Here is a 20,654-nt window from a genome sequence, read left to right on the forward strand (position 1 = left end):
GAAAGGGCATAAAGTAAGGACTTAGTAGTGTCTGTCCATAAAGTGCCATTTACTGTGTTACGCTCGTCCGAAAATTACTCATTTACGATGAGTAAACTCCGTATTTTCGGACTTCGCAAGCCTTGTAAATGACACTTTTTGAACAGACACATGATAAGTAAGAAACTTTTCCTACTTTATAGACAGGCATTAAGTAATCTAACGATCCGTTTTTGAGTATGCCAAACAAGGGGAAAAAGATAGCAAGAATTAAAGATATTGCTGCTCTGGCAGAGGTATCGCCGGGGACGGTAGATCGTGTAATCCATAACCGCGGTAAGGTTTCTGAGCAGGCCAGGGAAAGGGTGCTGAAGAGCATGAAAGAGCTCAACTATGAGCCGAATATTATGGCCCGGGCTCTTGTTTCTACCGGGGAATACAGGATTGCCGCGTTAATTCCCGATCCTTCCAACGATGAGTACTGGGTGGCTCCCAACAGGGGGGTTGACCAGGCAGCTGAAGAGATGCGGCAGTATGGTGTTGTTGTGGATAAATATCTTTTTCACCAGGAAGATGCACAATCTTTCAGGGAAAGTGCAACCAGAATTTCCGATATGAGCTATAACGGCATCCTGGTGGCTCCCATGTTTTACCGGGAGTCTCTTTCTTTTCTGAATCGGTGGAGCAAAGAAGGAATTCCGTTCAATCTCTTCAATACTCATATTCCCGATTACCAACCGGTATCTTACGTAGGACAGGACTCCTATCAAAGTGGTGTGTTGGCCGGAAAACTCCTGCATTATGGCTGCGAAAAAGGAATCCTTGTGGTTGCCCATATTGATAAGGAAGTTTCCAACTTAACTCACCTGATAAGGAAGGAGCAGGGGTTTATTGACTACTTTGGCGAAAATAATGACTCAGGTCGGATTAAAATTGTTCGTATTGAGATAAATGACTGGGAGGATAAAGAGACATGTCAAAAAAATCTGGATGCACTTTTTGAAAAATATTCCGACATCCGGGGCTTTTTTGTAACCAATTCGCGCTCTTATATTTTGGGAGATTATTTTAACCTGAGGAGTTTAAATGGGATTAAGCTGGTAGGTTATGATCTTCTTTCGAGGAATCTTTCTTTACTGAATTCGGGAACCATTGATTTTTTGATTAATCAAAACCCGCAGGGACAAGGTTACCTGGGAGTAACAATGCTGGTTGATCATCTGGTGTTTAAGAAAGAAGTTGAACCTATTAAGTATTTGCCGCTGGATGTTGTGACCAAAGAGAATGTCCAGTACTATATTTAAGATTTTATCATATAGGATTAGTTGGAATTATGTCAGTAACAATAGGCAGAAGGGAGAAGAGTGAGGCATGGGGCAGAGAGCATGGGGCATGGAGCCAAGAGTAAAGGTGGAAAGGTGATAGGGTAAAAGGGCAGGAAGGTAGTATAAAGCATAGGACATGTATAAAAGTCGCGAGTTCCATCCGACCTTTAAAAATAATTTTTATACGGATGAATCATCTTGCATCTTATATCTAAAAATATCGATCTGTTGTTAAAGCAGACCCTATCTTATCTTGAGTGATTTATAGTTTAAGTTTGATAAAAGAAAAAAGAGCAGGAATCCGTTGGGAGACCTGCTCTTTCTATTATTGACCAACCCAAAAGTCGGAGGGCGTTAATTCTTTTTCAGTTCCGTCGGGCAGTTTGGCCCTCAGTTCCAGATTGTAGCCGCCTCCGCCTTCGGTGAAGTATAGTTTAATCCTGTAATATCCTTCTCTCAATGCAGCCGGTTCACTGACGGTCTGATTGGAATGCAGCCCGTCGTTGTTGATAAACTCTTCTCCGTTAAGATACATAATGCTTCCGTCATCAGAGGCAAGGTAAAAATGATAAAGTCCTTCTTGCTTGATATTGAGGAAACCCGAGAATATAAAACCGAACGAACCGCTTTCCACAACATCGGGAATCATTTTTTCTCCTTTAACAATTCCTTGCTTTACTGGTTGCGTATCTTCCATTTGTTTTACACTGCGGAAGAATCCTTCATAATAGCTATAATCTAGCCCCTTCTCGCCGGGACCGTCCTCGCTGAGCGGAGAAATATAATCAACTTTAGTTACAGGAATTACCAGGATTGAACTGGTTTCGCCGGTTTCTTTTTTAACCGTGATGGCTTTTAATTCTCCTGTTTCCGTTACTTTTACCGGGTTTGTATAAAGCTGAGATTCTTTAGTCGGTTCCGAGCCATCGAGTGTGTATCTTATTTCGCTGTCGGGAAGGGGTGTGCTGAGTTTAATCTCGGTGGATTCAAGAAAACCTGCTTTATCAATGTTTGTGGATGGTTTGGGTACCTCATAAAAATAATTAACATCAAGCAGGTCGAGACGCTTGTAATGGTTTTCCAATCGACGCAGAAAATCGTTGTAGTCTTTCTTCTCGCGCGGTGTCCAGAGTACTTCCGACAGGGCAATGGCTCGGGGATAGGCCATGTATTCCACTTTGTCGGGAGTTTTCATGTATTCGGTCCAGACATTCCCCTGGGCTCCGAGGATATGCTTTGCTTCTTCTTTTGACAACTGCTCAGGGATGGGATTATAGGAATATACTTTTTCCAGAGGGAGATAGCCGCCTATTGCCAAAGGTTCATTTTCCGGATCGGCCTGGTAATAGTCGAGATAAAGATGAGAGTTGGGAGTCATAATAACATCATGTCCCATTTTGGCTGCCTCAATACCACCAGCTTCGCCTCTCCATGACATCACGGTTGCTTCGGGAGCAAGACCGCCTTCCAGTATTTCATCCCAACCTATAATTTGCCTTCCATGTTTGTTCAGGAATTTTTCCATGCGGGTGATGAAATAACTTTGCAGTTCATGTTCGTCTTTCAACCCTTCTTCACGAATGCGGGCCTGACAGTCGGGACATTCTTCCCATCGGTCTTTGGGAGCTTCGTCGCCACCGATGTGGATGTATTTGCCTGGGAAAATATCCATCACTTCAAGCAGAACATTTTCGAGAAATTCAAAAGTTTTTTCTTTTCCGGCACAATAGATGTCTGGAAATACGCCCCAGCGTTTGATCACTGAATAAGGGCCTCCGGTACAGCCCAATTCAGGATAGGCTGCCAGGGCTGCAGTTGCATGACCGGGCATCTCAATTTCCGGGATGACCGTAATGAAACGTTCAGCAGCATATTCTACAACTTCTCTTGCTTCTTCCTGCGTATAATATCCACCATAAGGTTCTCCATCATATTCGTAGGGTGTTTTTCCTCCATGACCAATGAGGGTTCCTTCCCGCTTACTGGCAATCTCCTGAAGTTTCGGGTATTTCTTTATTTCCAGCCGCCATCCCTGATCTTCTGTCAGGTGCCAGTGAAACTTATTCATTTTATGCATGGCCAGCAAGTCGATGTATTTTTTTATGAAGCTGACGGGGAAAAAGTGACGGCCCACATCGAGATGTAAGCCCCGGTATTGAAACTGTGGTTCATCTTTAATCTCTACGGCGGGAGCTAACCATTTAACGTCGTTTTGGACTGTCTGAGCTTCAATTTCGATAGGTAACAATTGACGAAGCGATTGAACACCGTAAAACAAGCCTATTGACCCGGGGGCTTCAATGATTATTTTAGATGAAGTCACTTCCAGCCGGTAAACGCCTTTATTTCCTGATATATTTTCGTTAATATTCAGAAAAATTGTGTTTTCTGCAGGGGTTTCAGCATTTGTAATTTTGGGGCTGAACCCTGTGGCCGGAGAAATAAGTTCTGCCAGGTAACCGGCAACACCCTCTACTTCCTCGTTGTCCTGTGCTATTAAAATGCGGGTTTCCGGCGTCAGTTGAAATTCGCCGCTTTTGGCTTTCATCTCCTTAGGTAACGGGATGATTGAAAGCTCTTCCTTTTTAGTTTTTTCAGACTGGCATCCTGTTATCAGGAACAACCCGAATGTGACAAAAAATGCTAATAATTTATTCTTCATGTTCATAGTATAAAAAATTTAATTTGTTTTTATTGCCTGTTGAGTTTTTGTGCTTTTACAAAATCGCCGGATATTATTGTTCCAGGTTTTCCTTTCTTCAGATTTATATGGGTAGATTTATTATTGTAAACCATCTGAATTTTCGTGTCGACGGGACTTGTAATGACAGCTTTTGTCAGAATTCCGTTTTCCCAGAAAATATCTACGGTATGACCACCACGTGCTTTTAATCCGGTGACCGAACCGGTATCCCATTCTTCCGGGAGGGAGGGAAGGAGTTCAATGTAATCCTGATGAGACTGGAGCAGCATTTCTGTCATGCCCGAGGTGCCACCAAAGTTGCCGTCTATTTGAAATGGCGGATGGTTGTCAAAAAGATTGGGATGTGTGGATTTAGTGAGAAGTGCTCTCATATTTTGATAAGCGTTGTTGCTGTCTTTCAGCCGGGCATAGAAGTTAACCATCCATGCACGGCTCCATCCGGTATGACCACCTCCGTACCTCAGTCGTTCTTCAATGACTCTGGCGGCTGCTTTCATTAGTTCGGGTGTTTCCTGCCATGAAAACTGATCTGACGGGAAAAGACCGTAAAGGTGAGACATGTGCCTGTGACCGGGCTCAGCCTCTTTCAATTCTGTTGCCCATTCAAGGATGCGACCATCATCACCGATTTCCGGAGGCGTTAACTGGTTCAGTTGGCGCTTTATTTTATGGATAAACCGGGAGTTGATATTTAAGACTTCAGCCGCGTCAATAACGCACCCAAATAGATGGTGGATGATTTGATGGTCCATTGAGGGCCCCATCACAACAAAGGCTTTGTTTCCTTCAGGTGTGATAAAAGTGTTTTCGGGCGATATGGATGGCCCGGAAACAAGCATTCCGGTTTCAGGGTCTTCAACGAGAAAATCCGATAAAAACAAAGCAGCTTCCTGCATGACGTCGTAACCGTAATTATCCAGGAAAGCGGTGTCCCGGGTAAACTCAAAGTGTTTCCATATGTGAGTGGCCGCCCAGGCTGCTCCCATTGGCCACATAGCCCATTGAGGGTGCCCCTGGGCAGTGGTGTAATGCCAGGCATCGGTGCCGTGATGAGCGGTAAATCCCTCTGCTCCGTAAAGTTTTTTGGCTGTTTTGCGTCCATTTTCGCGTAATTCTCCAATGAAATAAAGGTATGGCAAATGGCACTCTGAAAGATTGGTTACCTCTGCCGGCCAGTAGTTCATTTGAGAGTTGATGTTAAGGTGATAATCAGCATTCCATGGGGGCGTTAGTGATTTTGCCCAGATTCCCTGCAAATTGGCAGGCATTGTTCCTGCCCTTGAGGAGGAAATAAGCAGGTATCGACCAAATTGGAAATAGAGCGAAAAGAGAGCCGGATCTTCAGAACCGTTACGGAGTGCTTTCAATCTTTCATCAGTAGGGAAATAACAGGCATCAGAAGAGCCAATATCTAATGAAACGCGATTAAACAGAGACTGATAATCTGAGATATGTTCTGTTTTCAGTGCTTTATAGTCTTTCTCTTCAAGATCGGACAGTGTTTTTCTACACATATTTATGGGAGATTCCCCATGATAATTGGTAGCTGCAACTTGTGTCAGGATGACTTCATCGGCATCTTCAATTTTAATGGTGTTGCCATCGATTTGGGTTGTTCCTCCTGAAGCCGAAATGCGAACTCGTGTCTCATAGGTGACGCCCTCCTGGTTGTCCACCTTTTGATGCATGACAAGCATGTTGTCTTTTGCTCTTATTTTTTCACCCTCGCCAGGCCGGTTTAAGTGAGCTGTGAAAGATATTTTTCCGGGTTTATCAGCTGAAAGTTTTATAATGGTGGCATTGGCAGGATGTGAGGAAAAATATTCACGGGTATATTTTACTCCATCCGAATGATATGAAACTTTGGCAACTGCTTTTTCTATATCCAGTTCCCGGTGATAGTTGCTAAAATCCTGATGACCTTCAAACGATAGAGTTAATTCCCCTAATGTCTGGTAGGTGTTGGTTCCTCCAGGCATTCTTTGACTTAACAAGTGTTTCCGCACCAGTTTTTCGGCTTCTTTATATTGTTCATCAAAAAGCAGACGTCTGATTTTTTTGATATGCTTATAACCGTCAGGTTTGTCGGCATATTCGTCTTTTTTTGTCCAAATGCTTTCTTCGTTGAGTTGCAGTTTTTCCTGTGCAACCGAGCCAAAAATCATGGCACCAAGCCGACCGTTCCCTATGGGTAGTGCTTCTTCCCACTGTTCAGCCGGCTCGTTGTACCATAATGTCAGCTTTGACAAAGGTTCCTCTGCATGCATGGCTGCCAGAGAAATGAAAGAAAGAAGAACTGAAAGAATGATTGTTTTCTTGATTTTGCGAGGTTGAATTTTCATGGATATGTAATGATGTGAGAAAATTTCTAAAGGCAATGGGGCAATGACGACACAAATTTATATTACTTCTGCCAGCGGTATGCTACTATTTGCAGACTATAAACTACTGAATAAGTTGTTATTGTACAGTCTGTTGATAAAACAACTTTTCTGTCAATGATGACTACTCATCTACAGGCAGTTTAAAAACCGGTGAAGGTTTGTGCGCTTTCTCCATGGTCGATTTTATTTCGGAAACCACCTCCGGATATTTACCGGCCACATTGTTGGTTTCTCCCGGATCTTTTTCTAGATTGTAAAGTTCAATTTCGCGGTTCCCTTCAGCCAGTTTGTCGATATTAGGGGTCTCAAATTTTTCCTGTCCGTAGCAACTCAAGTCACCATATCCCAGGTCATCTGCCAGAATATAGATGATATTGGGTTGTTCCGGGATTTTTTTGTCGGCCTGCCCGCAGCCGGCCATGGCAAAAAATGCCATGGCTGCGGGAGTGTATTTAAAGATTTTCAGTTGCATAATTTCTGCTTTGCATTATTCCTGATTCTGAAAAATGTGTTTTTTGCTTTCCCTGATTAAACTGCTTGTTTCGTCGTCAGTGACAGGAACGAGCGTAAAGGAATAAGTGTAACTTTGATCGGGATACAAACGATATTCGTCCAGAGGCTGAGCTCCCCAGCTGTTGATGCCGGCTACTCCGCGTTGTCCGTAATCGATATTCCAGCGCACCAGCTCCCGTTCTTTTACCTGATTAATGTGTTTTTGCTCCAAATGTACCGGACCGTATTCATATCCTTCCCGGGCATCGAAATCAGCTGTCAGATAAGGCATGGCTGTCATTTCAAAACCATCTTTTGGATGGATGTTTGAAACGGCCATCAGTCCTTCTCCTTTTTTGTTGGTGAGGGCAGCCCATCGGATATCGGTTTTGTTTCCATTCTCCTGGGGGCGTTCATAATCGACCAGCTGCTTTGCTGCAGTTGATTTATACAGTCCTGTAAAGGTTGAAGATTTGCGATCTACATAGTTTTCATGCGGTCCCCGGCCAAACCAGATGAGTTGATCGAATTCACGCGGCATTTTCAGTACCATTCCCAGGCGGGGCATATCGCTTTTTTCTGATTTGGAGGCTTCCAGAGTGTTCCGGATCGTCACACTTCCATCGCCGTGTATGGTATAAGTTGTATGAAAGTGAGTGCCTGCGTCGGGGAGTTCCCATACAGCATTTACGCGATACTTCCCTTCATTGTTTTTATCGGTACTGATACTGGTCAGCTGTTGGTTTCTGGTCGCTTTTTTCCAGTTGATGTTGCGCTGTGGCATTCGTGCACCAAAATCGTTATCCGTTGGTGCTCTCCAGAAATCGGGTACCGGACCGCCATCAGTTTTAAGCAGATTCGTTTTGTTTAATCGATATTCTGAAATACGGCCGTTTGTTTTGTCAATTGTGAGGGTTACATCTTCGGTTTCAAATACAAAAGCTTTACCGGTTTCGTGCATTTTAACTTCGCCATTAATAGTAGTTTTTTGTTTGGCCTTAACCTCCCATGGCAGCTTTATTTGTTCATGAGCAACGACATGACCTTTCGGGATGACGCCTTTTTCTTCGCGAGTGGTTACTTCCAGTTCCAGGAAGTATTCTGTTTTGGGCTCAACAGGTACACCCGAAATATCGAAAGTAGCAGTTTCTCCCAGATGCGGGTCGGTTTCCATCAATGGCAGGTCAATGGCTTTTAATGTTTGGCCATCACTTTTGATGAAGGCTTGAATTTGAAATTCCCTCAGATTTGTATAGTCGTAACGGTTCTCCACCAGGATTTTGGCTGTTTTGTCTGTCAGGCGCAGAGGTTCGAAAGTAATCCATTCGTGAGCTTTTTTAGCTTCGAAAAGGCCGGGTTGAGGTGTACGGTCAGAATTCACTATGCCATTGAGCAGGAAATTGCCGTCGCTGGGCATATTTTCGCCGTAATCTCCTCCATATGCAAAAATTTCATTGCCGTGGTCATCTCTTGAGCGGATGCCCTGGTCAACCCAGTCCCAGATAAATCCACCCTGCAGTTGGGGATATTGGTTAATCACATCCCAGTAGTCCTGAAAGTTACCCATACTGTTGCCCATGGCATGTGCGTATTCTGATGGAATGAACGGACGGTCAAGAAGTTTCTTTCCAAAAAATTCAAATGTAGATGGCCCCGGATATTGAGGTACAATGATATCGGTATTCCAGTCAAAATCGAGTGCATAACGACTGCCAACTTCTGTTCGCTCATACTGGACAGGGCGTTTGGTGCGATCCAGCTCTTTTATGGCTTTATAACCTGCGTAGAAGTTGACGCCGTTGCCTCCTTCATTTCCCATTGACCAGATAATGACTGACGGGTGGTTTTTGTCACGTTCCACCATACGGGTCATACGTTCTACATGTGCTTTTTCCCATACGGGATCTTTGGCCAGAGAACGTTCTCCATACCCCAATCCATGCGATTCAATATTGGCCTCATCAACCACGTAAAGTCCATACTCATCGCAGAGTTCATACCAACGTTCAGCTTGGGGATAGTGGGCCAGACGTATTGCATTGAAATTATTTTGTTTCAACAGTTCTATGTCGCGCAGCCACATCTCCTCGTCCATAACATGGCCGGTTTCGGGGTGATGTTCGTGCAGGTTGGCCCCTTTAAGTGTTACAGGGACTCCGTTAACCAGCAATTGCCCGTGTTTGATTTCGATAGACCTGAATCCGATTTTTCGGGCAATACTTTCAAGAGGAGTTCCGTCTTCGTTGGACAAGGTAATAAGGAGTTTGTAAAGATGCGGATGTTCGGCACTCCAGGGTTTGATATTATTCAGTTTAGTATGGAATTCGATTGTTTGTTCACTTCCTTTGGGAGCTGTAAATGTCTTATTACGTGATGTCATCAAATTTTCACCGTCAAACAGAGATAGCGATATCTGTAAGTTCCTGTTTTTGAGTAGATGGTTTTTGATATCCACACAAAGATCAAGTTTTCCATTTTTGTATGCATCGTCAAGGGTGGATACCACTTCAAAATCACGGATACGGGTTTTGGGTTGACTGTATAATTCCACATCACGTTCAATGCCTGAGATGCGCCAGAAGTCCTGACACTCCAGATAGCTGCCGTCACTCCAGCGATAGACTTCGAGGGCGACGGTGTTTTCCCGGCCCGGGCGTACAAAGGGTGTGATGTCGAATTCTGCCGGCAGCTTGCTTCCCTGGCTGTACCCGACTTTTTCTCCGTTGATCCAGATGTAGAAAGCTGACTTGACAGCTCCGAGTTTGATGAATATTTGTCTGCCATCCCAGTCTGCCTGCACAGTAAAAGAATGACGATACGAACCTACCGGATTGTAGTTGTGCGGAACACGGGGTGGTTGTGGTCCGTTTTTCATTTCGGTGAGAGGGGTTCTGGGATCGGCAAATTCATAAGGGATATTGACATAAATTGGAATGCCGAAACCTTCTACTTCCCAGTTTCCGGGAACTTTTATGTTGTCCCAGTTCCTGACATCATAGTCTTTCCTAAAGAAGTTTTCAGGTCTTTCAGAGTGCGACTTAGAGAAATGAAATTTCCATGTGCCGTTTAGTGATTGCACAAAGGGTGACTTTTCACCGCTCAATGCCTTTTCTGCATCAGGATAAGAGTTGAACGTAGACCTTGCGGGTTCTTTATTAATTTCCGTTATCAGCGGGTTTTCCCAATCCCTGACTTCGCTGCTTTGCCCGGCAAGCGTGGTAAAGACAAGAAACAAACAAATTATCAGAAATAATTTATGTAACATACTAAACGATTGTAGTTGATGATTGAATTATTTTGTGAAATAGGTGACTTTATCCGGCTTTTGCCATGCACCTCGGGTAAAATCGGGAACCTATTCATGATTTTCTGTGAGTCTTTCTCCAGATTATACAATTGATACTCCGGTGCAAAACCGGTTTCGCCATATTAGCAAAAGATGCCAGCATATTCTGTATAAATTGACAGAATCTTGACCTGTTTTTTATTTTCACGGTCTGCTCCATCAGAACCGGTGCTGATTATTCCGGCTATTGTTTTTAAATGCCGATTGATTTCGGGAACCATTTTATAGCAGGAGGTATGACCCTGGAATTTTGAGAAACTGTCATTTACCGGCAATATGCTTTGAATGTAAAGGACTGTTTGGCACGACTCTTGACGAATGGTTTTATTTAACGTTGATAATGCCTATTTCTCCAGCCGAAATCCAGTCTTCCTGATAGGCTCCTTCGTGACTCACCATTTTGAAATATCTGGCCTTAAGGGTGTCTTGAAAAGCTACTGTTTGTCGAATCGGATTATTGGCAATATTGCTGAATTCACCGTGATCGATAATTTTCTTCCATTTCTTACCGTTTTTACTTATAAAGAAGGAATATTTGTAGATGGTTCCACTTTTATTTTCTCCGGCTCTCGGTGTATAGTAGAACCCTTTAAGTTTAATTTTTTCTCCCATATCTACAGTGATGTGGTGAGGATGTGATGCTACGTTATCTCCCCATTCTGTATGCCACATGGTTTCATCGTTGCCATCAATGGCATTGTCTGCAGGATAATTGTCATGTTCATCACTTTTATCGACAACCGACCAATTTGATTTATTCATGTAAAACTCGCGGGTAACGACGCTGCTTTGTTCTTCAAAGTCGTTGATAAAGGCGCGTGCTTTAACAGTTCCTCCGTCTTCCAGCATAAAAGGCTCTGAATATATTTTGGACGAAGGAGATGGGGTAGTCCCATCGAGTGTGTAGGTAATAACGGGGCCTTCTGTTTCTGTTTTAATGGTTATCTTACCTGTCTTATCTCTCAGAATAACAGGGTCGGAAAGCATGTCGGGTGCCAGAAAAAGTCCGAAATTGGAAATAACAGCATTATCGCGGGCTTTTTCAATGACCAGACGGATGTTTGAAGCAGTGGTTTTTGGAATCCTTATTAATTTCTTGTAGCCAATGGTTGTTGAAGATGTTATGGTTTCCCATTGGTTATCGATTAATGCTTCAATTTTGAATTGTTCCACTCTCTGACCTTTGCTGATGTCTTCTTGCAAGAGAATAACATTAAAGGTTTTTGCCCCATTAAGATTAGCTTCAGCGGCAGCCGGGATGTCTTGTGTTTTCCAGGCTGCACCAAAAATATTGTCACCCGGAATCGTTTGCGATTGAATATCTGAAGAAAAATGAGCTCGCTGCATCAAATTGTGGTTAAATGTTTCATCCAGATAGGTCTTCAGCTCTTTTAATCTGACTGAATCATTTTTATGAATCAATCCGCGTTTATCCGGAGGCACATTCAGGAGCAATACGGCATTCATGCCCACAGAGTTGAAGTAGATGTCTGTCATTTTAGCCAATGATTTCACCCGGTTGTCTTCTTCCTCATGATAGAACCATCCAGGCCGTATAGAGACGTCAACTTCTGCAGGGTACCAAAACAGATGATCTGCTTTTCTAATCAGATATCTGCTTCCAAGGTCTTCTGATTGGGCACTGATGCCCAGTTTTTTGTTGATGGCCGTCATTTCTTTTGTCCCCCCGGGGGCCAGAGCTGTAACGCTCCACTCTGTTTCTCGTCCATAACCGGTTTCTGTACCTACCCAGCGAACATCTTCACCCATAATGGCAACCACCGCATTGGGTTGCAATTCTTCTATTTTGTTGTAATAAGCCTGCCAGTCGTAAACTTGTTTCTTGCCGTTCGGCCCTTCGCCGTTGGCGCCGTCAAACCATACTTCATCCACTTCACCATACCAGGTAAGCAGTTCGGTTAGTTGATCCAGAAAAAACTGGTTATAGACAGGTGAATTACCATAACATCCGGCATTACGATCCCAGGGAGAAAGATAAACACCGAATTTCATCCCAAATTCATCGCAGGCCTCCTTAACTTCTTTTACCACATCCCCTTTTCCGTTTTTCCACGGCGAAGAAGTAACTGAATGATCAGTTGTTTTTGTAGGCCAGAGACAAAAACCGTCATGATGTTTAGCGGTTAGAATGATCATTTTCATGCCTCCATCCTTCAGGGTTTTCACCCATTGGCGAGCGTCCAGATTTGCGGGGTTAAACACTTCAGGAGATTCACTCCCGTCGCCCCATTCTCGCCCCGTAAAGGTGTTGATCCCGAAATGAATGAAAGCAGTCATTTCCAGCTTTTGCCAATTGAGTTGTTGTTGGGTGGGAACAACTCTGGCAGCTTTGTGAATTTTGCTTTCAAGAGTTTCTCCTTCTTCAAATTCTACACGTTTTACATACCTCTCTTGCGCCACAGAGTTAAGCAGGGGGATCATACGTGGATTTTCCATGTAGCTGTTTTGTGCCGTCAGGGAGACAGTGGTCAGCATTAAAAAGAGTGTGAAGATTGTGGTCTGTTTCATCCGTATAAGATTTATTTTAAGATCGGATGGAACTCGCATGTAAGAACTTATACATATTCTTGTTGTGGGAAACCTTACCATGCTCGTTTCATTAGTGTTTGTGATTCGCAAGACACGTAATATTTTCCCGGAACAGAACTAAACCCCCTGCCCCAGCTCTATTTGACCGAAATAATCCGGTCGGTGAAAATCCGGTTTTTCTATTTCAATCGGGTTCCACGAAACAAAATTTGGTTCGGGTGTTTTGTCACCACATTTATAGAAATTGCCAGTCATTCTCATTCCCGGCATGAATTTTAAGCCGGAATGAGCAACGAATGTTGAAGCCGGAATGATCAGAGTAAGCTGATAATCAAAGTCACCGCTTAGTGGTTCAATGGTTTTCTGTCCAAGGGTAGATTGTTTTACAACAGCATTGATGATTTCCGCAGAGAGGCGTGTTCTGCTTTTTCTGTTTCTTCCCCATCCAATGAGTTGTGTGCCTATACAATTGGTCTCGATATTGTAATAACCTTTATCGTCGAAAGCACAAAAGAATTCACAGCAACTGTCTTCCCATACATTCCCGTTTGGTTCGGTTTCCATGGCTCTGATATGGTTTTCTCTGACATGAAATTTCAGGAAAAGATTTTCTTCGTTGTAAGCCATAGCAAAAGAAACTTCAGGTTGATAGGGATATTCTTTCCAGTTGATCTTGTCAATGCTGCCTTTGACGCCTTTTTCATCGAGAATATCGCTTATCGAGGAAGAATCAATATCTTGTGTGCCAATCTTTGGCACAATTAGTTGTTTTGTCATACGTATTTGTTCTTTATTGTTTTTCAACAATTTGCTGCATGTTTGCCCAGTTTTCTTCCATGCTTTTGAGTAATTTTATCTGAGCCCTGGCTCTAATTAGGTTGTGATCCGGACTTTCCGTCTTGTAATATTTGTCGCCATCAATATAATCATCCAAAAACCGGACAGCTTGTTCGTATGTTAAAAGTTTGGCGCCAAAAGCTAGAGTGTCCTTTTCGACCGGCGTAAGAATTTCTTTTGTTTCCTGGAGAAATCCTTTGATAAACCCTTCATAGAGGTCCATGTTGATACTCACATTGTCGAGGTTAGGATCGTCCTCTTTACCAGTGTTGGCTCCGTTTCGTATGGCATCTCCGATGTCGTAGCAAACGTAACCGGGCATAACCGTATCAAGGTCAATCACACAAAGAACCTCATCATTTTCGTCGAGCAGAACATTGTTGAATTTTGTATCCTGATGAACAATGCGCTCGGGAATTTTGCCTTCGCGCCCCATCTGTACCACTTTTTTATATTCCTCGGAGCGTTCCATCAAAAAATCCACTTCTTCTCCCACTTCTTTTAGTCGTCCAACAGGATCTTCATTTACTCGTTTTTTGAAGTTGTTGATGCGCATTTCAGTGTCATGAAATCCCGGTATGACCGGATAAAGGGGGTCTCCTGGCAGATCGGAAACCAATTTCTGAAATTGTCCGAAAGCACGTCCTCCTGCTTCTGCCTGTTTCCTGTTGGTCAGTTGGTCGTACGAACGGGCGTCTTCTATAAATAGAAACATGCGCCAGTAGTTGCCTTCTTCATCTTTAAAGTAGCCTTTTCCGTCTATTGTGTCAATGGGGGTCAGAACACGTCTGTCAATATCTTCAACGTTTTGTTCTTCGAGCTTCTTTCTGATGTGAGAGGTAACTCGTTTAATGTTACGTGTCAGTTCGGGAACATTTTGAAAAATATGGTGATTGATAATTTGAAGGAGATAGTTTGGGGCATCTTCCTCTTGTGTTTTCACTTTATAGGTAGTGTTGATCAATCCGGTGCCGAATGGTTTAACAGATTGAACGGAACCTTTGAGTGAGAATTGATTGGTAATTTGTTCTGGTGTCATAAAATATTTCCTTTTGGTGATTTTTAGTATAAGTCATTGGAATAATGGAATTTACATGCAAGGAGTCAAATATTTCTTTATTGAGGCAAGCCCTGTCATACTCGTTTCATTTTAAATCTTATATCTAAAAATCTATTATGGTAATTCTTCCCAGGCTCGTTTCTTTCACAAAAACTTTGTGGATAGAATTGTAAATATAGGACAAATGATTGAAAACAGGGGCAGACAAAAGGAGGATTTCCTGTTATCTACGGATAGATTGTATTTGTCTTGCTGAAATAATTTCATCGTTTTTTTGAATAATTCTAAATAACCACTATCTTTGCAATGCAAAAGTGGATGGATTTGGCTGCTTGCAACCACTATAAAACAATGCTAAAATGCGATTTTTAGCCTGCCAATTGTTTTCCATCCGTTGTTTTTATTGTATAATCTAAATTTGCCCGGCATTAATAAATGGCATGGGTAATTGCAGTAATTCTTGAGTTATTATGGGATATCTGTTTACTTCAGAATCTGTGTCGGAGGGCCATCCCGATAAGGTTGCCGACCAGATATCGGATGCGGTATTGGATGAGTTGCTCCGTCAGGATCCGAATTCAAAAGTTGCCTGTGAAACATTGGTCACCACCGGATTGGTAGTTGTAAGCGGGGAGATACGCACCAATGGCTATGTTCCGGTGCAACAGGTGGCACGCGATACCATTGAAAGAATTGGCTATACGAAAGCCGATTATATGTTTGACTCGGGGTCGTGTGGTGTTATTTCTGCCCTTCACGAGCAGAGTGATGATATTAATCGCGGTGTTGAAAGGGATGGAGAGGATAAGCAGGGCGCCGGTGATCAGGGAATGATGTTCGGTTATGCCTGTCGCGACACAGAGAATTTCATGCCGCTGCCGTTGTATCTTTCTCATTATCTTCTTCAGGAACTGGCGGAGATCCGTCGCGAAGGTAAAGAGATGACTTATTTACGGCCCGACTCTAAATCGCAGGTCACCATTGAGTACGATGACGACAACACGCCCATTCATGTTAATACTATTGTTATATCTACCCAGCACGATCCATTCGATCCCAATGACGATGCAATGCAGAAGGTGATTCTGAATGATGTGGAAAACATTTTGATTCCAAGGATCAAAGCAAAACTAAAACCTGAGCTTCAAAGACTTTTCAGGGGATACAAACTGCATGTAAATCCAACCGGTCGTTTTGTTATAGGAGGGCCACACGGCGATACAGGACTGACCGGCCGCAAAATTATTGTGGATACCTATGGTGGTAAGGGTGCTCACGGTGGAGGCGCCTTTTCGGGCAAGGATTGTTCAAAGGTAGACCGTTCTGCAGCCTATGCAACTCGTCATATTGCCAAAAACATGGTGGCGGCAGGTGTTGCCGATGAAGTGCTTGTGCAGGTTGCTTACGCCATTGGTGTGGCAGAGCCGGTAGGATTGTATGTAAATACTTACGGTACCTCAAGGGTTAATATGAGCGACGGGAAAATAGCCGAAAAGATCAGCGAGATATTCGACCTTCGCCCGGGAAAGATCATTAAGCGCCTGGGACTTAAAAACCCTATTTTTACGCCGACTGCGGCTTACGGGCACATGGGACGAGATCCATACACGGCAAAGGTTAAATTCCTGGAAGATGGCAAGGAAGTGGAACGTGATGTTGAATTTTTTACCTGGGAAAAACTTGACTATGTAGATCAGATAAAAAATGCATTTGGATTATAGGATAATCCTTGTTCGTTAGTCAACTCATTTATGAATCAGGCTGAGTAATCTGTTATTTTATGGTTCTCAGCCTGTTTTATTTGTTTTTGGGCATGCCGCAAAGCTGAAAAATCATAGTTGGAAAAACAGTGGATACCGCCCCACGCTCTCTGCTCCATGCCTCATGTTCCACTCTTCTGCCTTCCAAACTTCTGCCTGAGGATTACTTTTATCTACAAAACAATTCTTTTTATACACTCTTTTAGTCAGTCTGCCAAATTGTTATTGAAGTTCATGAACAGCCTTTGTATTTTGACCTTTATTGAAATCCAAAGGCATGCTTCATTTCTACCATCAGGCAACAGTTGCTTCTGAAACAACGATCACTCTTCCGCCAGGCATTGCAGAGGAGCAAAGAACCTTTCGGGTCAGGGATAGAATTGATGAATCGATTTATCGTTTTCTTGCCCGGTTTTGCAATGTGGAAGCCGAAGACTCGCTGGTGTTATCTACTTCTGATTCCTTCAATATTACCATCAGAGGCGGACAGCAATTCAGGAGCATTATTAATCTTCAACGACTGAATGAAGTGAGGAGACTTTGTGAATTCCTTGCCGATACAAATCATAAACTGCGTGATGAGGGATTGTTCATTTGTTGCCTGGAAACCTCCAAACTGCGAAAACAAAGATTATTCCGGAAATATCCCCCGGGCATTCGAAAGCTGTACTATTTTTTTGATTACCTGATTAAGCGTGTGGCCCCGACAATCAGAGCCACCCGATGGTTTTACAAGCTATTAACCGGCGATCGAAACAAGGTGATTTCTTTTTATGAGATGGTGGGACGGTTAATTTATTGCGGTTTTCAGATGGAGTATGATGAGGTGATTGACGGTAGTCACTACATGGTAGCACGAAAAGTTACCCGGCCCCCTGCCAGTCGGTTAAAAGAGCGCTACGGATTGCTTCTTTCTCTCAAAAGAGTTGGGAAAGAGGGGAGAATGATCCGTGTTTATAAATTCCGTACCATGGTCGCATTCAGCGAATACGTTCAGGAGCACATTTACAGGAAAAACAAACTGGGTGCTAAAGGGAAGTTCAGGGATGATAAACGTGTAACAATTCTTGGCAGCATATTTCGTAAGCTTTGGATTGATGAGTTGCCCATGATCATAAATTTGCTGAAAGGAGAAATGAAACTGGTGGGAGTCCGGCCGCTTAGTCCCCAGTATCTTGCCCTTTATGATCCGGATGTAGTACGCCTGCGTCTTTCGGTAAAGCCGGGGCTTGTTCCCCCGTTTTATGCCGATTTGCCATCGACACTGGAAGAAATTCAAGCTTCCGAAATTCGCTATATTGAGCGCTATAAACAGGCACCCTTCCGGACGGATGTGATATATCTCTTCAGGGCTTTGTGGAACATTGTTGGTTGTGGTGCCAGGAGTAAATAATTATTTGGATGGGAGAACGCAAAGCCTTCATCAAAGACACAGTTGTTTATGGACTTGGTAACGGGCTGAAGAAATTTATTGGACTGTTTCTTCTTCCCTTTTATACACGTGCCCTCAGCGTAGGTGAGTTTGGAATGCTTGAAACGCTTGGTACAACGGCCGCCCTGTTAGGCGGTTTTTTTTCGGCAGGGCTGGAATCATCCTGTGGGTTTTATTTTTTTAAAGCATCAGACGATCAAAAGGGAGATGTATTGTCGACAGCTTTTTTCTTTAAGGATTCTCTCATTTCTGCTGATTGTTCCGTTACTGTTCTTTCAGGATGTTTTTTCTCAACTTCTTTTTGGAAGCAAAGATTTTTCTTTTCTTGTGCTATTGCTGTTGATTTTGGTGCCTGTGAATCTGATGATGAGCGAACAGTCGCATTTGTTTCGGTATTTCCGGCAGCCATGGCGCTATAATTTAATAACGGTACTGAAATCGTTTACCAATATCGGGTTGGGGATTTCCCTGGTGATAGTGTTGAAACAAGGGGTAGAAGGAGCCATGTGGGCACGTATCGGGAGTAGTTTTCTGGTGGTGGTTGTGGCTTTTGCCGGGTTTAATTTTCGGAAGTACAGTTTTCGTTTTTCCATGTATTGGGCCCGGCAATTGTTGAAATACGGATTTCCTCTTATATGGGTAGGGATAGCGACCTGGGTTTTCAACAGCAGCGATCGCTACTTTTTATTACATTATCGCGATTTGGATGAAGTAGGGCTGTATTCCATCGGTGCCATTTTTTCTCAGCCTGTACTTTTGGTCAATATGGCAGTTCAGATGAGTTTTGGTGTTTTGTTTTTTCAGTCATACTATGCCGAGGAGGATGCACTCAAACCTCGATCACGAAAGATGGCCATTGATCTGTACCTGGTTTATCTGGCCGGTGGCGTGCTGCTGGCAACCGTATTGTCGGTTTTTGCTGATATCCTGGTGCCATTCGTCACCACGACCGATTATTCCGAAGGAGCCAGGGTTGTGCCATTTCTTGTGTTTTCATATATTGCGGCACAATCGTTCCAAACCATGGGGCCGGGTATCTCCCTGTCAGAAAAGACCTGGCACTATACCTGGATAACCGGATTAACGGCTCTGCTTAATATCGGGCTCAACTTTCTGCTGGTACCGCTCCTGGGATTTTTGGGAGCCGGTGTTGCAACTCTTTTGTCGTTTGTGGTTTACTGGCAGGTAAAAGTTTGGGTGGCTGCCAGATATTTTCCCGTCGAATATCCTTTCCGGAGGATCAACTTGTTTTTCACCCTGGGTTTGTCATTGTCAGTCGTGGTGGCGTTATGCCCTGATTTTTTTGACCTTTGGCTGCGATCAGCCATTGTTCTTGTTGTAGCAGCTTCGGTTTTTTTGCTTAAATTGATGCAACCATCCATTCTTAAAAAGTTATGGTTAAGATTTAAAAAAGGTGTTGGATGAACCCGGTTCTGATGATTTTTCTGCTCGTTTCGCTGATGGCGTTTGGCATTATTGCCATTCGCAGATGGCCTGATCATGCTTTCTGGATTATAATCATACTGCTTTTTGATCCATCCGGACATCTTACTGTCTATTTTGGGAAAGATGCGTTGGGCGGATTTCATTATCAGGATTTTTTATTTGTACTGGCTTTTGTTCCTTTGATCTCTTCAAAAGTTGAGGTTAAACATCTGCTTCATTTCCGGCCGTTTCTTATCGTTTTAGGAGTACAGCTATTGTTTCTTCTTTATCATGTTTTTGTTTTTGGCTATTGGCAGCCCGGTAAAGGCTGGGACTACCTGGTGCGCTACGTTTTGGTACGGGAACGTATGAGTGTGTTTGGTTTCTTGCTGATTATACCTTCGTTTGTAATGGCACGACGAAACCTTTCCATTCTTGTTGATGTCTTGGGATGGTCGTCTTTGGTGGTATTTATTCTTTTCTTCCTGACAGTCTTTACAGATTTTGAGTTTGTTCCGGTGTGGCAGGCCGAACGCTACAGGGGAACGGGAATAATGCGGTATTTTATGTATAGTGCAGGGCTTACCGATATGCTGTTGCCTCTGACATTTTTTGTATTGTCTCGAAAGATTAATTACCGCTACCGGCAATTGCTCTATACTGCAACAGTATTGTTTGTCATTGCCGTTATGCTGTCGCTGACAAAGAGCAATTACATTAACCTTGCCGGGCTGGTTGTGGGTTCACTTTTTTTGTACTACAGGTATTATAGAGCATCGCTGACAGGCTTATTGGGAATGCTGCTGGGGCCCGGTCTTGCACTACTGGTGCTTATGTATGCGATGTTTCCTGAATATCCGGGACTGGTTTGGCGACAGGTTGAAGATTTGTGGTTGTTTATCAGTGGTGATGCTTATACCAGTGGTGTTGTTGAAGGGCGTCTGCTTAATCAATGGCCTGCACATCTGGCCATTATTGAGCAGCATCCCTGGTTTGGAACCGGCGCCGATTTTGCCGGGCATTTCAGTTTGCGCTTCGATCCTTCTGATTATGAAGTAACCGACCTCCCAATAACGGGTCACCTGGCCATGTATGGTTTTGTGGGACTTGCCATTTACAGTTTGCTTTATGTTCAGTTATGGCGTTACCTTGTTCAGGGGTATAAAACAATGAAACGCTCTGTTTTACATGTAAATGAAGTGGATATGGCTTTTTTCTTTGTTGTTTTTGCATGGATGATAAAGACGTTTGTTTTTAAACCCAATTACCTTTTTAACGAGTTGACCACAGGAACGTTATTGATTAACCTCTATGCGGGGATACTCATTGCTCTGCTTTACCGAAATATAAAGACCTGACT

At 43.3% G+C, this 20,654-nt stretch carries 12 protein-coding genes; 5 read left to right on the forward strand and 7 right to left on the reverse strand.

Annotation, left to right across the window (positions count from 1 at the left end; translation table 11 throughout):
* Nucleotides 1–218: 218 nt before the first annotated feature.
* Nucleotides 219–1,283, forward strand: a complete 1,065-nt coding sequence (locus OQ5_RS0115655; protein WP_016778393.1) for a LacI family DNA-binding transcriptional regulator — start codon at nt 219–221, stop codon at nt 1,281–1,283.
* 346 nt (nt 1,284–1,629) lie between these two features.
* Here OQ5_RS0115655 and OQ5_RS0115660 read toward each other — a convergent pair whose 3' ends face one another.
* The 7 genes from OQ5_RS0115660 to OQ5_RS0115695 form a co-directional block, all read right to left on the reverse strand.
* Entirely contained in the window at nt 1,630–3,972 is a 2,343-nt protein-coding gene (locus OQ5_RS0115660; protein ID WP_016778394.1) for a family 20 glycosylhydrolase, read from the reverse strand.
* Between the two features lie 23 nt (nt 3,973–3,995).
* Nucleotides 3,996–6,350: a glycoside hydrolase family 95 protein gene (locus OQ5_RS0115665; protein WP_016778395.1), complete on the reverse strand. Its 2,355-nt coding sequence runs from the start codon at nt 6,348–6,350 to the stop codon at nt 3,996–3,998.
* Between the two features lie 163 nt (nt 6,351–6,513).
* Complete coding sequence (locus tag OQ5_RS23620; RefSeq protein ID WP_016778396.1) at nt 6,514–6,864, reverse strand: sulfatase-like hydrolase/transferase; 351 nt, start codon at nt 6,862–6,864, stop codon at nt 6,514–6,516.
* A 15-nt stretch (nt 6,865–6,879) separates the two neighbouring features.
* Nucleotides 6,880–10,149 (reverse strand): glycoside hydrolase family 2 TIM barrel-domain containing protein, encoded by a 3,270-nt coding sequence (locus tag OQ5_RS0115675; RefSeq protein ID WP_016778397.1) that lies wholly within the window; start codon nt 10,147–10,149, stop codon nt 6,880–6,882.
* Between the two features lie 405 nt (nt 10,150–10,554).
* Nucleotides 10,555–12,759, reverse strand: a complete 2,205-nt coding sequence (locus tag OQ5_RS0115685; protein ID WP_016778399.1) for an alpha-L-fucosidase — start codon at nt 12,757–12,759, stop codon at nt 10,555–10,557.
* A gap of 138 nt (nt 12,760–12,897) precedes the next feature.
* A complete protein-coding gene (locus OQ5_RS0115690) occupies nt 12,898–13,557 on the reverse strand; it encodes a carbohydrate-binding family 9-like protein (protein ID WP_044107972.1) in 660 nt (219 codons plus the stop codon).
* 13 nt (nt 13,558–13,570) lie between these two features.
* Nucleotides 13,571–14,656 (reverse strand): phosphotransferase enzyme family protein, encoded by a 1,086-nt coding sequence (locus OQ5_RS0115695; protein WP_016778401.1) that lies wholly within the window; start codon nt 14,654–14,656, stop codon nt 13,571–13,573.
* Between the two features lie 491 nt (nt 14,657–15,147).
* Between OQ5_RS0115695 and metK the strand changes: the two genes are divergently transcribed.
* The 4 genes from metK to OQ5_RS0115715 all read left to right on the forward strand — a co-directional run bounded on the left by metK (nt 15,148) and on the right by OQ5_RS0115715 (nt 20,652).
* Nucleotides 15,148–16,398 (forward strand): methionine adenosyltransferase, encoded by a 1,251-nt coding sequence (gene metK, locus OQ5_RS0115700; RefSeq protein WP_016778402.1) that lies wholly within the window; start codon nt 15,148–15,150, stop codon nt 16,396–16,398.
* Nucleotides 16,399–16,714: 316 nt separating this feature from the next.
* A complete protein-coding gene (locus OQ5_RS0115705) occupies nt 16,715–17,830 on the forward strand; it encodes a sugar transferase (protein WP_016778403.1) in 1,116 nt (371 codons plus the stop codon).
* Nucleotides 17,831–18,076: 246 nt separating this feature from the next.
* On the forward strand, nt 18,077–19,294 hold the full coding sequence (locus OQ5_RS21335; protein ID WP_255297583.1) for an oligosaccharide flippase family protein: 1,218 nt from the start codon (nt 18,077–18,079) through the stop codon (nt 19,292–19,294).
* Nucleotides 19,291–20,652, forward strand: a complete 1,362-nt coding sequence (locus tag OQ5_RS0115715; RefSeq protein ID WP_016778405.1) for a hypothetical protein — start codon at nt 19,291–19,293, stop codon at nt 20,650–20,652. Before OQ5_RS21335 ends, OQ5_RS0115715 begins: the two co-directional genes overlap by 4 nt.
* The last annotated feature ends 2 nt before the right edge of the window (nt 20,653–20,654 follow it).

The sequence above is a fragment of the Anaerophaga thermohalophila str. Valhall genome (genome assembly GCF_000250735.1).
Classification (GTDB): domain Bacteria; phylum Bacteroidota; class Bacteroidia; order Bacteroidales; family Marinilabiliaceae; genus Anaerophaga; species Anaerophaga thermohalophila_A.